The sequence below is a fragment of the Okeania sp. KiyG1 genome (assembly GCF_014132355.1).
GTDB lineage: Bacteria > Cyanobacteriota > Cyanobacteriia > Cyanobacteriales > Microcoleaceae > Okeania.
On record NZ_BLZO01000167.1, the window covers coordinates 1 to 19115 of the forward strand.

The window sequence follows — 19115 nt, forward strand, 5'->3', positions numbered from 1 at the left end:
CATTGGTTTTGGGAAGCTCTCAATACAGGAAGTGGTTGATGGTTATTTCTCTTTCAGAGTTCATCCCACGGTCAGAGGTGAAGGTATAGAGCAAGAAATAATTAGGTGGAGTGAAGCACGAATGGAGGAAGTCGCTAGAAATCGGGGTGTATCTGTAAAGTTGCGATCGGCTACTCGTGACGACAAAACCGAACGCATCGCATTATTAGAAAGTTGCGGTTTTACTCCAAAGCGTCACTTTTTGAATATGGAGCGATCGCTTGCCGAACCTTTACCAAAACCAGAGTTTCCTATAGGTTTTACATTGCAGTCTCACTTCTCTGCGCAGTTTTCTGGTAAGCAGGAGCAGCGACACTTTTTAGAAGCATGGGTAGAAATGTATAACGAAACATTTATCGACCACTGGAATTTCCATAAGTTGACAGTTGAGAAGTTAGAACATAAAATGAGTTACCCTGACTACAGGCAAGATTTGGATTTAGTTGCGCTGACTGCTGATGGTACATTTGCAGCTTTTTGTGTTTGTTTTATTCACCCAGAAGATAACCAGCGCAAAGGAACTAGAGAGGGACGGATAGCTGATCTGGGAACTCGCCGTGGTTTTAGGGAGCGTGGGTTAGGAAAAGCTATGTTACTTTCTGGAATGGAGCGTTTACAAGCTGTTGGTATGGATAAGGTACGACTTGGTGTTGATGCTGAAAACCTGTCGGGAGCATTGACTTAATCAGAGAATAACGATATAATGCGTATTGAAGCATACTTTTAGACAAGCTGCACTTACCCATAAATGAAATCCATTAGAACAAAGCTGAAACTTAATAATAAACAGAAAACTCTGATGGCTCAACACGCTGGCTATTCACGGTGGTGCTACAACTGGGGCTTGAGTCTGTGGAATGCTGCTTATCAGGACGGTTATAAGCCTAATGCTCGTAAACTCAGAGAAGTGTTTACTAACCATACTAAACCACTTTATCCTTGGATGAAAAACTTGTCATCTAAAGTTTATCAATATGCTTTTATTAACTTGGGTGAAGCATTTAAGAGGTTTTTTCAAGGATTGGGTAAACGCCCACGGTTTAAGAAGAAAGGTAAGTCTGATTCTTTTCCTACGGAATGCTACGCAAACACAATAGAAAACCAGTGGAAAACCCATAGAATTAAATGGATGGAATCATAAATTACCTTTTGTTGGTTGGGTCAAAACTTATGAACCAATTGAAGCTACAACTCAAAAAATAACTATTAGCAGACAAGCTGGTGATTGGTACTTAAGTTTAGCTTTTGAATTTACTCTTACTCCCACACCCAAAACAACTAATGTCGTAGGTGTAGATTTAGGAGTAAAAACCTTAGCAACTTTAAGTGATGGGAAAGTATTTGAAAGCGTAAAATCGTATCAGAGGTTTGAAGCTAAGTTATCTCGACTGCAATACCTAAATCGTAAAAAAAGAGTTGGTTCTGCTCACTGGAGGGCAGCACAACTGAAGACAGCTAGGCTGCATAGACGAGTAGCTAACATCCGCAAAGATGCACTTCATAAACTGACAACATATCTAGCCAAGAACCACGGCATTGTTGTGATAGAAGACCTAAATGTATCTGGAATGTTAGCCAACCATAAACTAGCTAAATCAGTTAGCAGATAGTGATTTTACGAGTTGAGAAGACAGCTTGAATACAAGTGTCAATGGTACGGCTGTGAATTAGTAGTAGCAGACAGATTTTTTCCATCTTCGCTCGACTTGCTCTAGTTGTGGTCATGTACAGGATATGCCTTTGAACATCAGAACTTATGACTGCCCAGAATGTGGTCTATCCATTGACCGAGACTTGAATGCCTCAATTAATTTAAGAAATGCGGTCGGCTTGACCGTTGATGCCTGTGGACGGAGTGCTGCCGACAGTTCCGGTGGAAGCAGGAAGTAAACATCAATTCGTCACGTTATGTGACGTTTTGTATCAGTTTTATGAAGTAGCAAATAGACTTTATGAGTCTGTGGGTTTCCGTAAAGTTCATACTAAAATTATTTATGGCAAAGAACTTTAAGTTATGAATATTTCTGGTTTTTATATTCTTTAAAAAAAATTTATCCTCTGGAGATCCTCTCAACCCCCTTGATAAGGGGGGAAACCGGAAGTCCCCCTTAAAAAGGGGGATTTAGGGGATCGTTCTAAAAAAGAGTAAAAAATCTGAATTCGATAATTTATAAAAATCACTAAAAATATGATTTTCATCTCGCACCCTAACAGAAAAAGCTTACATACTAACCAAACAGCCCTTGATTTGGATTCAAGAAAATGCGGGGTAAATTACTGTGTATGAAAAATAGCTTTTTTGACTTGTGCGAGATGATTTAAGAACGGCATAAAAGCGTTAATTATAATTTAAAAATAAAAAATATTAAGAGCATTATTTATTAATAAAAACAAATTTTATTTGTCGTTAATATTCGATAAAAAACAATGTCAGATAAATCTAGGTTAAAGCTTTCAAATGAAGCCTTAAGTTACTACAATAGAGGTGAAGAAGAGCAACGCTTATCGAAAGATGAAGGAAAGCTTGAATTGGCTCGAACTCAAGAACTTCTCAGTCGTTTTTTACCCGCTCCTCCTGCTGTTATTTTCGATGTCGGTGGTGGTTCAGGTGTCTATGCTTTTTGGCTTGCTCAACAACGGTATGAAGTTCATCTTATAGATGCAGTTCCTCTACATATACAGCAAGCTCAGAACTATTCCCAACTCCAACCTAATTATCCTCTTGCAAGCATGGAGGTTGGAGATGCTCGTCAATTAGAGCAACCAGATAAGAGCGTTGATGTTGTTCTCCTGTTTGGTCCCCTGTATCACTTAACTGAACGTAGCGATCGCTTAACTGCTTTGCGTGAAGCTGCTCGAATCTTAAAAACTGGTGGTCTTTTGTTTGCTATTGGTATTTCCCGCTTTGCTTCAACTTTTAGTGGATTATTTAAGGGAAATTTCAACGATCCGGAGTTCGTGGAAATTGTTCGACGAGATTTAGCTGAAGGTCAGCATCGCAACCCTAATAACCACCCTGCTTACTTTACTACAACATTTTTTCATCATCCTGAAGAACTGAAAACAGAAGTGGAAGAAGCAGGTTTATATTGTGAAAAAATGTTAGCTGTTGAAGGAGCGGGTTGGTTACTTCAAAATTTTGAGGAAAATTGGAATGACCCCAGTCGTCGTGAAAGAATGCTAGAAGCTATTCGTTGGGTAGAAGCAGAACCTTCTTTATTAGGAATGAGCGCTCATATTATGGCTATTGGTAAACAATTAATAATTAATAATTAATAATTAATAATTAATACCAATTTGATAAATGTTTGTTACAAATGGTAGAAGTAAGAAAGAAGGAAGAGGAAAGAAGGAAGAAGGGATAAATAATATAAATAACTATCTAAAATGAACTGGACTAGCTATTTTTAAGCATATGCGAGCAAGGTCTACCTTTTTGTAGTATTCTTTTTCAAATTGGTATAACAATTACCTCTTATTTTCAAGGATAGGATTGACGCCGAACGTGATTTTTTTCTTTTTATCCTTTAAATGAGAGGCTTTAACTCTTAATTATTCGGTAAAAAATGAGTAAATAAAATGTCTATTTAAGCAGTTTAGTCGATAAAAATTTAGTAGATAAAATTTTTATTATATGGAGAAAGCATCATGTCTATAAAAACTGATTAAATATTGGAAAAACTCAAATATATCACAATGTTGGAAGCTACAGAACTGGTGAAACAAATAGAAGATTATTTTGGAGTAAGTGCCAATAAAATTACTGTGGTAAAACCTATTGAAATTGTCGATGGTGATAATACAAATACTCCAGAACCAAAAACTATTTTTGATGTTGTGTTAGTGGAATTTCCTCCTAATAGTTTAATTGCTGTAATGAAGCAGGTACGGGTATTGACTCAATGGGGTATACGGGAAATAAGAGATTCTTTGCATAATTTACCCCAAATTATTAAATCTAATGTCAATATTCAGGAGGCCGAACAGATTAAGCAAAAATTAGAGGAATTAGGAGCAACAGTTTCTTTGAAATAATTTTTGTATGTGCAATAAAACTTTTGATTTCACCAGTAATGAGTTAGAAAATATTGTTAGTGAATTTAAGAATTGTACCTTGTCAAAAAAGAATTGGACTCATGCTGCACATTTGATTGTGGCTCTGTGGTATTTGACTAACTATTCCGAGTTAGAGGCAATAAATAATATTCGCGATCGCATCAAAAAATATAATGTTGCAGTAGGTACTAAAAATACTAAAAATAGTGGTTATCATGAAACAATTACGCTGTTTTGGGTGAAAATGATTCAGAAATATTTGGCTACAAATTCAGCGAATAAATCTTTTGCAGAAAATGCTAATAATTTAGTCAACTTTTACGAAAATTCAGCTTTACCTTTTGAATATTACAGTAGAGAATTTCTGATGTCTGAGTCAGCTCGAAAAAATTGGGTAGAACCAGATTTATAAGTCAGAAGTCAGAAATCAGTAGGGGCGAATGGCATTCGCCCGTACAAAAGCCAAAAATGATAGACTTAAAGTATTGACTATACAATTAAAAAATAGTTATAACCAGATTTAAAATTGTTGTAAAATCTTTCAAACTAAGCTTAAAGCTATAAAATATGCAGTGATCGTCGCGTCCTAACTGAGATAGTTTACATACAAATGCTGATAGTTTAGCAAAATAATCTCAACTTGCGCGGTATATTTAATTATCAAAAATTAGCATAGTTACTAAGTACTGAAACTTTACAGGTAATAATATTTTATTCAACCTGAAAGCTGATTATTGATATCTATAAACTGCCGATGATAACTGCCTCTTTAATTTAGATTTTCAGGACTTATACACTGACAATAAATATAGGGTTTTGTGCGTTACGCTATCGCTAACACACCCTACTGGATTGTTTCACAAAAAATAGTGCATTAGGGAGTAGGGGAGTAGGGGAGTAAGGGAGTAGGGGAGAAAGATTGTTGTTGGGTTTATCCTAACGGATAAGCTAGCGCTAACGGTCCCTCAACCCAACCTACATCTATTGCACCATTTTAGATGAAACAGTCTACTACCAATAGGGTTCATGGGTAAGTCCTAATTTTTTGAGAAATTGAGAAATAAGGAGGTAGAAAAAATGTCTAAAACTAAGATGAATAACGATGAACGCGACTTACGTTTAGAAATGCTCAATAGTCTGCTCACTACACCACACCGTCAATTAGAAAAAGTAGCAGAAATTCATCAATTAATTGTTGAGCTAGACCCAATTTTTTACGGTCATTTAGCAGTATGGTATCAAAACAACGGTGATGTGCGCGACCATCAAGAAGTATTCCTCGGAAACTTGCTAACAAGTAACCTCACAGAACACCGAGATGCTGGTTTCATCATGCTACAAAATTTCCCACCTTACCAGGTGTCACGCATTGTAGACTTTATGAAACAGCAACGAAATAAAATGCCACGTTCCGCACGCACTGCTGTTACACGTTATCTACGGAAGCGCGAACAAAAGCCAGATTTTTTTGACCGTGCAGCTCTCCGTAACCGCAAAGCAATGAAGCACCTATATGCTACTTTGCACATTAAACCTAACTCTCGTGCTGATGCTATCTTGTTTAAGGAAAGACCTCCAGAGGATAGTTTAGCTTTCATGCTGAAACAGTTGGCAAAAATAGAAACTCCAGCAGAGCAAGCAGCATTAATAGTGGAACATAAAATTCCCTATACTGTGGCGGTGGGAGCAGTGAAACAGTTGACACCTACTGTGTTAGTAGCACTTATAAACTCCATGTCTCCCCAGGAAATTATCAATAACCTGAAGTCTCTGACTGCTCGTGGTGCGATGGAACACCCAGAGGTAAAAGCGTTAGTTGATGAGAAACTGACTGAGGCCCAAAAGAGCGATCGCGTGTCTGCTTATAAAGCTAAGGTTGCTGCTGATGCTGCTCAGGTAGATGCGGAAACTGTTGCGAAACTGGAGCAGGTGACTAATGAACAAGTGAAAAAGCGCGGTAAAATTTCTTTGCCAACTGCTTTACTTGTGGATAAGTCTGGTTCTATGGAAAAGGCGATCGAAGTGGGTAAGCGTTTAGCTGCTTTGGTTTCTGGTATTACTGAAGCTGAATTATTTGTCTACGCTTTCGATACCATCCCTTATCCTGTGAATGCTCAAGGTACAGAATTGAGTGACTGGGAACGTGGTTTCCAACATATCCGCGCAGGTGGGGGTACAAGTTGTGGTTGTGCTGTAGAAGCAATGCGGCGCAAAAAGCAAGTTGTCGAACAGTTTATTCTGGTGACAGATGAAGGGGAAAATACTGCACCCTACTTTGCTGAAGCTTATACTGCTTATTGTCGCGACTTGGCGGTAATGCCAAATGTGGTTATCGTGCGTTTGGGTAACTATGCTTCTAATTATGTGGAAAGTCAACTGAAGCAGAAGCAAGCACCAGTGGAAACTTTTACTTTTAAAGGTGACTACTATTCGTTGCCTAACTTGGTGCCAATGTTGTCTCGGAAATCACGACTGGAGTTGTTGATGGAAATTATGGAGACCTCACTGCCAGTTCGTGATGATAAGGAAAGTCAAAGGAAAGTCAAAAGTTAAAAGTCAAAAGTTAAAAGTAACAGGACTTACGCAAATTGACCTTTACAGCGCTTTTCATATGGGTGAACCACAGTTGAAAAGTTAGGTAGTAGGTGGTAGGTGAAACTAGGGAATTCCACAATAAATGGCTGACTTTGTGGTCTACTTGAGTGAAAAGCGCTGTAAAGCACCATTTGTAGGGGCGAATGGCATTCGCCCTTGCCTATATACGGTTTTAACCAGAGGTAATTATCAATTATCCATTATCAATTAATACATCCCCCACTTCCTTACTTCCTTACTCCCCTTTAGAGCTTGGAAAAACTATGAAAGATATGCAGAATAGTTATGGAGAATAATTGTGACTAGAAGATACAAGTCAAAAAAGCCTAATCTTCTTTATCAAAGATTAACAGAAGCATTAGAAAATGGTACTAAAGTCCGCATTGAAGCAGAAGAAACTTATTATGGTCTTCCTGTTAGTGTAACGGAAAATTTTGTGGAAATTATGGTATTAGTGCCACCAGATGAATTTGATGAAGAAGATGATACTTTTAAACAGGTGACATGGTTGATTCGACTTGCCTCTATTTTTGCGATCGCATATCCTACAGAATATTGGTCAAGTGCAAGATTAGAAAGACTATTGGAAATAGGTGTTACCGAATAATTAATAGTTAATTCTTAATAAGGGGAAAGTCAGTAGTTATCGTGCGTTTGGGTAGTTAGACTTCTAAATTATGTGGAAAGTCAACTGAAGCAGAAGCAAGCACCAGTGAAAACTTTTACTTTCAAAGGTGACTACTATTCTTTGTCTAACTTAGCGCCAATATTGTCTCACCGTTCTACTAAACTTACCCAAACTTACCCATGCCGGAATTGCATGAGCTTTGGAGCTAGCTTCCTGTTTCTCTGAAGACCACTGACCGCAGTCTGTAACTTATCTTCGAGAGCAGGCTTAAATTCGCTTGGAACTCAAGCTACTGATACACATAGTTTTTCAAGTTGATAGCAGCGTTTCCTAGGTCATGCTCCGCAAACAAATCTCTATCAGCTTCAAAACCGCATTCGCTACATTTGCTAACGCAAAGCTCCGCTAACATAAGTTCTCAAGTGTAACGGCATTTTCTGTTGATGACCACAGTTTGAACATATTTGAGAACTTGGGTAAAATCTATCCGCTATGACTAATTTACTGCCGTACCATTCACATTTGTATGTAAGCTGACGTTTAAATTCATAAAAACCACAGTCTGCTATGGCACTTGCCAGTTTATGATTTTTAAGCATTCCACTTACGTTCAAGTCCTCAATTACTATGGTGCTGTGGTTTTTAGCTAACCATGAAGTGAGTTTATGTAGTGCGTCTGCTCTGATATCGGCTACTTTCTTGTGAACCTTTGCTAGTTTTTTTACTGCTTTGCGTCGGTTTTTGGTTTGCGTAGCATTCCGCAGGAAACCAATAACTTTTTTGCTGACTGCACGTTGATGACGAACTAATTGTTTTTTTGCTTGTCTGTAGGCTTTGACATTAGCAAATTTACTGCCATCAGAACAGGTTGCTAATGTATTTATGCCTATGTCTACACCAATAGTTTCTCCTACTTTTTCTGTTGGGTATGCTTCAAAGTCGTACTTGAAACTGATGTACCAACTATCTGCACGTTTTGTTAGCGTTTGCGCAGCATTCCGATAGGAAAGCTCCTCTGAAAGAGGCTATTCTCACATTTTTTACTCTGCAATTCGGTAAAATTTCATAAGTTTTTACTATTCCTATTCTAGGGAGTTTGATATAGTTTCCTCTCAGGATTTTAATGCTTCCTTCTAAATAGAAACTATCCTTTTTACCTTTTTTCTTGAACTTAGGAAATCCACGTCCTTTAATAGTTAAAAAGTTTTTAAATGCCCTTTCTAAATCTCTTAAGGCTTGCTGAGGGGCACACTTTGATACTTCATAATACCAGGGATTTTCACTTTTTACTTCAGCTACCAAACGTTTATGCAAAGTAATAGCACTAGGACGTTTTTTAGTTGCCTCGTATTCAGAAATACAAGTTGCTAATCCCCAATTATAAGCATGACGTGCTACACCAGCGTGCTTGGCAAGTAATGTCTTTTGTTTATTGTTAAGTTTTAGCTTAGTTTTAAAGGATTTCATCATTATTGTTTTTGTTGGCACTCAAGGGCAGTTCTGCTGTTTCATATATACTTAATAAGTTGAACATAAATTTAGTATATCACAGTAAATGTCTAATAGTGTTTAATTTTGTCTAATTATTTTAAGACTGCTGATAACCCTAATTCTTTCAGACTCTCTTTGACCGAGTCAATAGTAATTCTCCCTTCAAGCTCATCTCTTCTTTTAGAGAGCCGTTCTATTAAGCTATTAAGTTCATCCTCGCTCAAACTGTTTTTTAAATTCATGTGCCTTTTTGAGTTTAAATAGTCCCAAGATTGTAACTATATTGATTTTAGATCATTCATTATATAATTAGGAGCCATGTAAGAATAAGTTGTACAAATTTTATCTGGGATAAATTGTGAAATATAGCTTCCATTAAAAAACTGTTCAAGTTATTTTTACACGACTACTTAGTAAAATCGAATAAAAATTACTTGAGCGTGATGATTTAGACTAAGATTGTAACAAACTAGGAGCAAATTTTGTAACGATCGGGACTTACGCATGAGGTTGGAAAAACTAGGATTTAAGATTGCTTTCCTGTCGGTCGCAATGACGGAAATACCTTGTACTGCGTAAGTCCTAACTATATGAATTGTGAGCATAATCTCAACTCAAATTGTAGCTGATTACTATTCAGACAGAGGAACATCACGAAACTCAAGACGAATAATATTACCCGACTGCAAGAAAATTTCCATGACTTGTATTTTGTTAACTTCTAGTGAAACTCTATCAAAGGTAATGTAGGCTTTTATGGGCACATCTTCGATCAAGTTCTCTCTAGCGTCGTAGCGATCGCTGGATGTTCCTAATTGAGCTCTTGTTGCCGGATATATTTCACCTGCTTCAACTATTCTACTTTTGCCATTATTCGCTTGAGTATACAAAGTCAAATTGGCATTTTTTTCTGTGCTTGTGATTAATAGAGTACAATGAATACTTTGACTATCTGCATTCACGTTAGCTCTTTTGCAGCTCTGAAGTTCAAACAAAAAACCGTTAATTTCATAGGTTCTTTGTAAAGAATCTCCAGCAGATGGAGGTGGACTCTGAACAATGTTTCCTGGACTTGGATTATTTTTTAGTTCTTCTAGCTCTTTCTTTAACCTCTCATTTTCATTTTCTAGTAGATTATTTGTCTGCTTATAATTTTCCAATTCAACTTCTAATTGAACTTTAGTATTTTCTAACTCTTTTACCTTTTCCTCGAACCTCTTATTTCCAGATTCTACTTGTTTCTCCAACTCTTCTAGTTCTGATGGTTTTACACCTTTAGTAACACCGATTAATTGGGGAAATTACTAACAAGATATTCTCTCAGTTTATAACCCCCAAAAGCGGATAGAGGGGCAATTACAATTATTAGTCTTAGGGCCAGAGTCAATTGACTTTTCCATTGCTTTCTAGCGAATTCTCTACTCACTTGTTTACGAACCTCCTTTATGTCATTTTCCGAAAATAAATGCAATAATCCTAATTTTTTCAGACTCTCTTTGACAGAATGAATAGTAATTCTGCCTTCAAGCTCGTCTTTTCTTTTAGAGAGCCGTTCTATTAAGCTATTAAGTTCATCCTCGCTCAAGCTATTTTTTAAATTCATATGCCTTTTTGAGTTTAAATAGTCCCAATATTGTCAGTATATTGATTTTATATCATTCATTATATAGTCAGTAAAATCTAATAAAAATGACTTGAGTGTGATGATTTAGACTAAGATTGTAACAAACTAAGAGCAAATTTTGTAACGGTCAGGACTTACAAATGAGGTACGAAAAACTAAGATTTGAGATTGCTTCCCTGTCAGTCGCAATGACAAAAATACATTGCAGGTGCGTAAGTCCTAACGATACTTTTAATAAATGGTATTAAGAGGATGTTTGAAAAGTACAGCATGCATTTCCTAAGACACTACTACTTTAGACTCAATAATCAAAACTTTATTATATCATTCTCTGTAGAAACTTTTGCAGATAGTTTGTGGTCAAATATTGTTGTAATATTGAAAGCCAAATCCCCAATAGTTGTTATGAGGAAATTACAGTTATAGAAGTGCTAAATCCAAATAAAGTCCATCGGTTTCTGTTTGGTAAAAGGACAGATTTTTCATGTCATTAGTCACTTTTGGACTAAACATTTCCAAAAACCCACATCTCGTTATCAACAACTATGTAGGGATTTCCTAACAACTGGGATGTGGTTAAGCGACAAAGAAGTTAAAAACTTGCTTAGTCAAGTTAAAATTCAACCATATACAATTAACTTTAGCTGAATCTGGCATTCATCCCGACACCATAAACTTGTTTTGGTGCTCTCCTGAATGCCAGTGTTTTTATGATATACTGCTTTACAGCAAATCAAATTCAGTCTAAATGCTTAAAGTAGTCAAAGTAAGACTTTACCCCAATAGCCAACAACAAGAAGCCTTAAGTCAATCTTTTGGCAATTGTCGCTGGCTGTGGAATTACTGCCTGAATTTGATGAACCAAACATATAAAGAAACAGGAAAAGGATTGTCAGGGTATGAAATTAAGAAGCTAATACCTCAACTTAAAAAAGAGTATGAATGGTTATCCTTGGCTTATTCGTCTTGCTTACAACAAGTGTGTTTAAATCTCGGTGTAGCTTTCAATAACTTCTTTGAACGTAGAACTCGCATATCCTAGGTTTAAATCAAAACATGGAAAGCAGTCAATTCAATACCCTCAAAATGTTAGGGTTTTATCTGATTACTTAATAATCCCAAAAATAGGAGAAATAAAAGCTGTTATTCATCGTCCCATTGAGGGGAAAATTAAGACTGTAACCATCAGTAAAAACTGTTGCGATCGATATTTTGCTTCAATTTTATTTGAAGATGGTAAAGAGAAACCATTATCATCAACAGAAGGAAAAGCTGTAGGGGTTGACGTTGGGTTAACTCACTTCTGTACAACGTCATCAGGTTTAAAATATGATAATCCCAGATTTTTGACTAAACATGAAAAGAATTTAAAACGAAAACAACAGCAACTATCTAGAAAAGAAAAAGGGTCTAATAACCGTAATAAAGCTAGAAAGAAAGTTGCTAGAGTCCACCGCAAAATAACTAACTGTCGTGAGGATTTTCTACACAAACTATCCCGTAGAATAGTTGACGAAAACCAAGTCATAGTAACAGAAAATCTAAACGTTAAAGGTATGATGAAAAACCATTGTCTAGCTAAAGCAATAGGGCAAGTAGGATGGGGAATATTTATGACTATGCTGAAATATAAAGCAGAAGAAAATGGTAAAACCTATGTTGAAGTTGATAGGTTCTTTCCTAGTTCTAAGACTTGTCATGTTTGCTTAAATCAAGTGGGTAGCTTACCCCTCGAACTCAGACGATGGACTTGTAAATCATGTAATACTACACACGACAGAGATATTAACGCAGCTATTTCTCTCAGAGACGAGGGACTACGAATTATTTCCTATGGGACACGGGATCAAGCTTATCGTCAAACTGTAAGACGTAGCAGTAGAGGACGTAAGAAATCTACTACTACGCTAGTTTCTGGGTAGGAAGCCGACGCTTTAATCAAAGATTTAAGCGTTCGGTAGTTCACTAAGTTGCAAAATGCGACGACTGCTAACGAGTTAATAGCGAAGTTGTATATGGATGCTGTTAAAAGCGCTAAACTGCAACATCAGACTTAGGGAGAATAATTAATTGTGGCCAAAAAACAAAAGTCAAAAAAATCTAATCTTCTTTATCAAAGATTAACAGAAGCATTAGAAAATGGTAGTAAAGTCCGCATTGAAGCTGAGGAAACTTATTATGGTCTCCCCGTTACTGTAACTAAAGATTTTGTAGAAATTATGGTCTTAGTTCCACCGGATGAATTTGATGACGAAGATGATACTTTTAAGCAGGTGACATGGTTGGTTCGACTTTCGTCTATTTTTGCGATCGCCTATCCCACTGAATACTGGTCAACGGCAAGATTGGAAAAATTACTGGAAGTAGGTTCAAATCAAGCCTAAGTTTTTTAGTTAAAACAATTTAAAAAAGTAGTCAGTAGGACTGAGAATTTGATAAATTAGGATTTTAGCTCCAGCAACCCCATTGGCACCTCAGGTGACGGTGGGGTGTTATATCAAATCCGGTTAAACAGCCATAGAATGGTTAAGCCAGGAGGAGTCAACCCACCCCTAACCCCTCCTGGGAGGGGAGGGGAAGTCAGGAGTCAGGAGTCAGGAGCAGAGAGAATTACAAAGATGAGCGTAGTTATGATGATTGGAGAATTTTTTTATGTTCAATAAAACGGATTTGATATTAAACCCATAAAGAAAAAGGGGCGTTGCTGAATACTGGGATGATTTCGGTGCTCCACGGGGACACACCGGACACACCGGACACGGGGATTATGGTTTCTGCTAGGAGTGACAAAATCATCCCGCAATTATGCAATGCCAGAAAAAGGTGGTGGTGCATAGTAATGTTCAACAATTAATAATTAATAATTAATAATTACCTCTCCTTGAAAAGAAGAGGATTAACTAATAATGAAAATTTTTTCTCTCTTGGTCTCATGGATATGGCTCCGAGACCCGCTCTTATCAGAGCCGCTCCGAAGATCGCCATCCCACCCTACCGGAAGCTGCGGCGCTACGACCGCTTGTTTTTCCTTTAAAGGAGAGGATTTTTACCTTAATTATTCGGTAAAGGAAGTGTGGGGAGATGGGGAGCACCGGGAGTGTGGGAGAAATTAAAAAATTTATATCCTCACCATATATTATGCAGGACTACCAAGAAAAATATAAAACAAGGTATCTGGGAACACCGGATCTGGGAATAGGGGGAAATTGATCGGGGAACACATTTTTATTATCGCTAATTAGGGTTTGGTGATTAAATCTTAAATAATTGCCAGATAAAGGTTTTAGCCTTTTTAGGTATTGAAAAAGTACATGGTTTTCAGCTCTTCATGCTCAAAAAGTTAGCATTTTTAGCGCATAGTTGGGCAAAAAAATTCTCCCCTACTCCCCTACTCCCCTACTCCCTTTTTCCCCTCCACGGTCGGGGTTAGGGGTGGGTCCCCTACTCCTTAAAAAAGACTTTTTCAGCAAACCCTAATGATAGTTCCTCCGCAGGAGGCTAACTAATAGCTAATAGCTAGTTTACATCAAAAAATTGCTATAGTACTATATTGTAAAATTTTCCCTCCAAATGGTATAAATCATCAATAAGCGATCGACTCTTGAGGTGCTACTTTTTCAGGATTTCTAAGTAATTATACTTGCTCCCATCGTCAAACCTGAATAAAACTGAATAAAACTGAACTTTTACCTGAATAAACCTGAACTTTTTTCCTGAATAAAACTGTATTTATTTTGCTGGAAATTTAGGGTAATAATATTCTATAAGTACAGCAAAAGTGACTGTACATCTAACAAATGTAAAAATTAGGAGAAAAAAAATGGCAAAAACAGGTACAGATGAGCACAATAGAGAACCAAACAAAACATCAAAGTCCAAGGATAGGTTAGGTAGTAAAGATACTTTGGTTGGTGGCGAAAAAAATGATACAATCAAAATGTGTTCTGAAGAGGATTTGCCCTATGATAGCCTAGAATCATCAGACATAGATTCTGAGTCTAGACAAATATGGGCTATATTTGGAAGCACTGACCCACAATCTACTGGTAAATACTCGATCGAAGGAGACAATGGCAATGATACGCTCAAAAGTGAAAGCAATTTTGATGCGGGATTATATCAAACTTGGTTAAGTTTACATAATATAATGGCGAAGAACCTTAGAGCGAGCGAAAATGCTCTAGAAAATGAGCATAAACCCCCATCTGAGCATTAAGAAACAAGAAATTAGGCATCTTGTATCTTGAAAACTTGGAGTATATGGGAATACGATGGAAACCAATAAATCTAAATAAGGTATCAGTAGCTTATTTGAATATTAGCCACAACATTATTTACTACCGATCGCACTATTGCAGTTATCGAAAAACAATTTTGCTTTACTATCAACAATAATAATGTCTCTTTCTGACAATCATCTACTTATGTAGGGACTTTCTATTGAAGGTCCCTACAATATTCCAAGAACAAGTTCTTCAATAACTTTACATTAATAATAACTACCTGACTTGCGGAAATGAACTGCTGTTACCCCCTCATTCAAGACCTGACCATTTTCCACCACTGCATAAACCAACCAATGGTCGCCACATTCCATCCGGTTTGCCACCTTACATTCCAAATAAGCCAAAGCACCTGTCAAAACTGGACAACCATTATCAGCTTCCTTGGTTTCCACCCCAACAAAACGATCTTCTCCCGGTGCAAAAGACTTCTGAAAATGCTTCCTCAATTGTTTGCCCTCTGCCAATATATTCAACACAAAGCGATCGCCTGTATGAGTCAAAGATTCGAGCGCTCGGTCTTTTGCCACAGCAATAGTCACCCCAGGAGGGTTAAAAGTCGCCTGAGAAACCCAAGAAGCTAACATTGCACTGGTGACATCTCCACGTCTGGCAGACATCACACACAAAGACCCCACAACACGCCCAACAGCTTGAGCTGTGCGGTCACTTCCCGAAGCACTTGCCGAAGGTTTGGGAGCGCGAAGTTTCCTAGACTTAATCAAAGTCTGAGCAAAATCAATAGCTGCTTCCTTACAAGTTTGAAGCGTCAGATCGTCTGGCTTAAACTTCACCCGAATAGTTTCAAAACCAAACTTATAACCCGCATCTTTTAACTTACTTTCCAAAATATCAATGGCCTCACCACTCCAACCAAAGGAACCAAATACCCCAGTTAATTTACTCTTAGAAGCTGTATTAAGTACAATACCCAAAGCTGTTTGAATTTGAGTTGGTGCGTGACCCCCGAGAGTGGGAGAACCAATAATAAATCCATCACATTTTGTAATTGCGTCCTTGATTTCATCAGACGTGGCAGCTTCACAGTTAATTGATTCTACAGCTACTCCTGCTTTAGTTAAACCCTTAGCGATCGCCTGAGCAATAGTTGCAGTATTACCATAAGCTGAAGCATAAAGCAAGGCAACATTCAAATCTCGTGAATTTTGTTCCTGACTCCACTTCCGATAAAAATTTGTTAACTCGGTCATCCCATAACGTACCATTGGTCCATGACCGGAAGCATAGAATTTTACACTCAACTCAGAAATTTTATCTAGGGCAGAAAGTACTTGTTTTGCTTGAGCAGCGTGGAGACAGTCATAATAAAAACGTCGGTCTTCGCTGTAGATACTCCATCCTTCATCAGCAACTTGGTCTCCACAAACATGAGCACCGAAAAATTTATCAGTAAACAAAATTTGAGTTTTTGGGTCGTAAGTCATCAAACCATCGGGCCATTTCGGGGTAGGAGTGGTAATAAATTGTAATTGATGACCATTGCCCAAGTCTAGAGTATCTTCACCTTTAACTATTTTAATTTTCAATTCTTGTTCTTGAAAATAGTCTTTGAGAGTTAAAGCTGCAGGGTTTGAACAGACAAAAGTTATTTGAGGTGCTACAGCTAACAATGCTTTCAGGGTAGCACCACGATTAGCATTAAAGTGTCCTAGAATTATATAGTCAAGGCGATGCCAATCTAAGCGTAGTTGCAATGAGTCTAAGTAATTTTTAGTAAATGATTCACCCGGTGGGTCGATAACGGCAGTTTTTTCACCTTGGATGAGATAGGAGTTAGCAGTAGTGCCTTTTTGTAGAGAATATTCGACTTCAAATTTTAGTCTATCCCAAGTGCGAGACCGTAGCACTTTTGTTTCTTCAGCAATTATGACAATTTGAACGTCTTTTTTTTTCGTGGTTTGTAGCATAGTTTTAGTTGATTAGTAGAACTTACAAAAAATATAAGCAGAAAACAAGATTGAATATAAAACAAGATCTAATATAGACAGGCAAGCATTTTTACGTCAAAAAAGCATAAATTCTTACTTACCAAGGGTTTTAGCTATTTTGAGGGATTGATGTAATTCCCTTGTCTAGCTAGAGTGACTTTTAGGTATTTTTTCAACCATAAAATGTTTAAGTACCATTTGTTAAAGTGATTAGCCAAAGTTGAGATCGAATAAGTCTACTGCATCTGTGATTATATCATGACAGTCGCTATTAATATTAGAACTTATGAAATAGCTTAAACAGTAGAATATAGGCGGTTAACTTTCTACGTTCTTCTTTATACCATCAAACTAGCTGCGGTAAAACATTGCAGCACTCAGTCAACACTATCAAGCGCTCAATAAACCAATTATTTGATAGCTGTCAATATTAGACCATTTCCTCCAAAAGAGGGAATAGGGAGAGATAATTGATTTGATTTGTGATTTTTACCAGATGTCTATTAATAACACCTATAAACAATCTCCATACTTCTAATGTAAAATTCAAATATCCAACAAACCGGAACGTCCCTACAAGGTAGTAGCCAGTGACAATCAACTTTGACATTCTAAAATAACTATACATTTTAGCTCTAGTTATTCTCTCAGGACTTACGCAGAACCACCACATCTAGTAGGGGCACCTGCAAATGGTGTATAATTTCCTTTTTTGCGTAAGTCCTGTCTCTTTGTCTATTTAACTAGCTATTAGCTTTTCGTGATAATCATGGGACCCTATTTTTTGAGATGAGTGTCTTAAATACGTTGTTAAAGCGATTTGCTTACGCAACGCTTGCGCGAACGCACCATCGATGGAAACAAGGAGGCATGGCCACTGAAGTTGTTTCTTTCATCAGACTTTACCCCGGCCAGTAATTAACGTAAAACACATATCAGATATATATCATACCCTTTTTTTACTATTTTTTCACTAAAGTCCCGCTATATATAGTGTCTTTGCGTAAGTCCTGATATAGAAGGCATAGCAATTTTTGGGTAGGTATTTATGGTGAATTGTGGGTCATAGCTTGGGAATATTTAGTCGATATTGTCCAAGGTATGATGAATCTATCACCTCAGAAAAAGCTCTATTATCAAAGAGGATTAAAAGCGATGTCTATGTTATTAGATTAAGTATTTGTACTTTCAAGAATTCACAGTTTATCTAATAACTAAAAATAATTTTTAGTGGGCTGATATAAATGTTGTTAGTGGTATTGAGTTGAAAAAATCAACCTAATGTGGGGTTGTAATTGAGCGATCGCTTAAGTACAACCTCCACTAATAATAATAATTATTTTCACTATTGAGCGTAATTTTCAAGAGTTACTTTAATCCTTTAAACCATTGTTAGCAATACTTTTGAGGCCATTGTCACCCCGTGAGCCTAATTGCACAAGAAAACTTCAAGAAAAATTTACCAAACCGGGGAAAACTATTGAGCTGCATTAATGATCTCAATTCCCTACTGATATCTAAGATAGACAAAGGCTAAAACTCATACAGGTAAAGGGGTTTAATCCGCAATATTCCATAGTTGAACGAACCTTTGAACTACGCAAACTAGGACGCTCATTATAGTTTCTCTAGTTTTAAGCCAATATAATTAATGGTGTAAGGCTATATTGAGAGACAATTTATGGACGCACAAGAATTTCTAGAACTTGTCAGGGAAGGTAGGGAAGACTTTACTGGAATCGCTCTGACGGGGGCAAATCTTAAAGGAGCTTGGTTACCGACGGTCTTGAACGGAGCTAACTTAGAAGGGGCAGATTTAGAGTTCTCAAATATGAGTTCCATCGATTTGACAGGTGCTAACCTTAGTGGTGCTAACTTGAAAAACGTAGATTTAAATGCTTCATCTTTAGAGGGAGCTAACCTGACTGGAGCCAATCTTAGTGGTGCTAATTTGAATGACTCTTGCTTGAAAAATGCCGTGTTAATAGGGGCTAATTTGAGTGGTGCGGAATTTCGTGATGCTGACCTCACAAATGCCGACCTCAGAAAAGCTACTCTTAAAGAAACCAGCTTTGAGGATGCAAATCTTACTAATGCTAATCTGACGGGTGTTGATGCACAAGAAGTATTTTTTGATGGGGCTATTTTTAACAATACTATAATGCCGGATGGAAGTATTAATCAAAAAGTTTCTAGATACAAGAGTAGAACATTAATAACACCACAAGAATTACTCAGAGGTTATGAGTCAGGAGAAAGAGATTTTGCTGGAGTCGAGATTGATGAAGAAGATTATGCTGGGGAAATTAATTTAAGTGGCATCGACTTGAGTGAAGTTAATTTAAGCAATGCCAAACTATATCGCTGTATTTTTAATGGAGTTTGTTTGAGGTGGGCGAATCTAACTGGTGCTGAATTTGAGATGTGTGTAGTCGATCGTGGTGGTATCG

Annotated in this window: 14 protein-coding genes and 2 pseudogenes; 11 read left to right on the top strand and 5 right to left on the bottom strand. The window is 37.2% G+C overall.

The window, feature by feature from the left end; genetic code table 11:
• The 7 genes and pseudogenes from SAGCYANO_RS36890 to SAGCYANO_RS36925 all read left to right on the top strand — a co-directional run.
• Positions 1-724 (top strand): GNAT family N-acetyltransferase (locus SAGCYANO_RS36890; protein ID WP_202224577.1); only part of this gene is annotated, 724 nt, incomplete at its 5' end.
• 63 nt (positions 725-787) lie between these two features.
• Positions 788-1929 (top strand): annotated as a pseudogene (locus tag SAGCYANO_RS36895) (RNA-guided endonuclease InsQ/TnpB family protein).
• A gap of 537 nt (positions 1930-2466) precedes the next feature.
• Positions 2467-3315, top strand: a complete 849-nt coding sequence (locus SAGCYANO_RS36905) for a bifunctional 2-polyprenyl-6-hydroxyphenol methylase/3-demethylubiquinol 3-O-methyltransferase UbiG (protein ID WP_202224579.1) — start codon at positions 2467-2469, stop codon at positions 3313-3315.
• Positions 3316-3711: 396 nt separating this feature from the next.
• The gene (rplL, locus tag SAGCYANO_RS36910) at positions 3712-4074 is read left to right on the top strand and encodes a 50S ribosomal protein L7/L12 (RefSeq protein ID WP_202224580.1); all 363 of its coding nucleotides are present in this window, start codon (positions 3712-3714) and stop codon (positions 4072-4074) included.
• Positions 4075-4081: 7 nt separating this feature from the next.
• Complete coding sequence (locus tag SAGCYANO_RS36915) at positions 4082-4507, top strand: hypothetical protein (protein ID WP_202224581.1); 426 nt, start codon at positions 4082-4084, stop codon at positions 4505-4507.
• A gap of 680 nt (positions 4508-5187) precedes the next feature.
• Positions 5188-6648, top strand: coding sequence for a VWA domain-containing protein (locus tag SAGCYANO_RS36920; protein WP_202224589.1), 1461 nt, complete (start codon positions 5188-5190; stop codon positions 6646-6648).
• Positions 6649-6988: 340 nt separating this feature from the next.
• Complete coding sequence (locus tag SAGCYANO_RS36925) at positions 6989-7297, top strand: hypothetical protein (RefSeq protein WP_202224582.1); 309 nt, start codon at positions 6989-6991, stop codon at positions 7295-7297.
• Positions 7298-7707: 410 nt separating this feature from the next.
• Here SAGCYANO_RS36925 and SAGCYANO_RS46530 read toward each other — a convergent pair whose 3' ends face one another.
• The 4 genes from SAGCYANO_RS46530 to SAGCYANO_RS36940 all read right to left on the bottom strand — a co-directional run bounded on the left by SAGCYANO_RS46530 (position 7708) and on the right by SAGCYANO_RS36940 (position 10412).
• Positions 7708-8274: a transposase gene (locus SAGCYANO_RS46530; RefSeq protein ID WP_237397045.1), complete on the bottom strand. Its 567-nt coding sequence runs from the start codon at positions 8272-8274 to the stop codon at positions 7708-7710.
• Between the two features lie 7 nt (positions 8275-8281).
• On the bottom strand, positions 8282-8806 hold the full coding sequence (locus SAGCYANO_RS46535) for a helix-turn-helix domain-containing protein (RefSeq protein WP_237397043.1): 525 nt from the start codon (positions 8804-8806) through the stop codon (positions 8282-8284).
• A gap of 635 nt (positions 8807-9441) precedes the next feature.
• Positions 9442-10056 carry a hypothetical protein gene (locus tag SAGCYANO_RS36935; protein WP_202224583.1) on the bottom strand — a complete coding sequence of 205 codons (615 nt, stop codon included), beginning with the start codon at positions 10054-10056 and terminating at the stop codon, positions 9442-9444.
• A 41-nt stretch (positions 10057-10097) separates the two neighbouring features.
• The gene (locus tag SAGCYANO_RS36940; protein ID WP_202224584.1) at positions 10098-10412 is read right to left on the bottom strand and encodes a hypothetical protein; all 315 of its coding nucleotides are present in this window, start codon (positions 10410-10412) and stop codon (positions 10098-10100) included.
• 769 nt (positions 10413-11181) lie between these two features.
• Here SAGCYANO_RS36940 and SAGCYANO_RS36945 point away from each other — a divergent pair.
• From SAGCYANO_RS36945 to SAGCYANO_RS36955, 3 genes and pseudogenes are all read left to right on the top strand, one after another.
• Positions 11182-12355: pseudogene (locus tag SAGCYANO_RS36945) on the top strand (RNA-guided endonuclease InsQ/TnpB family protein).
• 150 nt (positions 12356-12505) lie between these two features.
• Positions 12506-12817, top strand: a complete 312-nt coding sequence (locus tag SAGCYANO_RS36950) for a hypothetical protein (protein ID WP_202224585.1) — start codon at positions 12506-12508, stop codon at positions 12815-12817.
• 1394 nt (positions 12818-14211) lie between these two features.
• Positions 14212-14649 (top strand): hypothetical protein, encoded by a 438-nt coding sequence (locus SAGCYANO_RS36955; RefSeq protein WP_237397044.1) that lies wholly within the window; start codon positions 14212-14214, stop codon positions 14647-14649.
• 273 nt (positions 14650-14922) lie between these two features.
• Here SAGCYANO_RS36955 and SAGCYANO_RS36960 read toward each other — a convergent pair whose 3' ends face one another.
• A complete protein-coding gene (locus SAGCYANO_RS36960; protein WP_202224587.1) occupies positions 14923-16644 on the bottom strand; it encodes a diflavin flavoprotein in 1722 nt (573 codons plus the stop codon).
• 1702 nt (positions 16645-18346) lie between these two features.
• Here SAGCYANO_RS36960 and SAGCYANO_RS36965 point away from each other — a divergent pair.
• On the top strand, positions 18347-19115 hold a 769-nt coding region (locus tag SAGCYANO_RS36965), incomplete at its 3' end, for a pentapeptide repeat-containing protein (protein WP_202224588.1).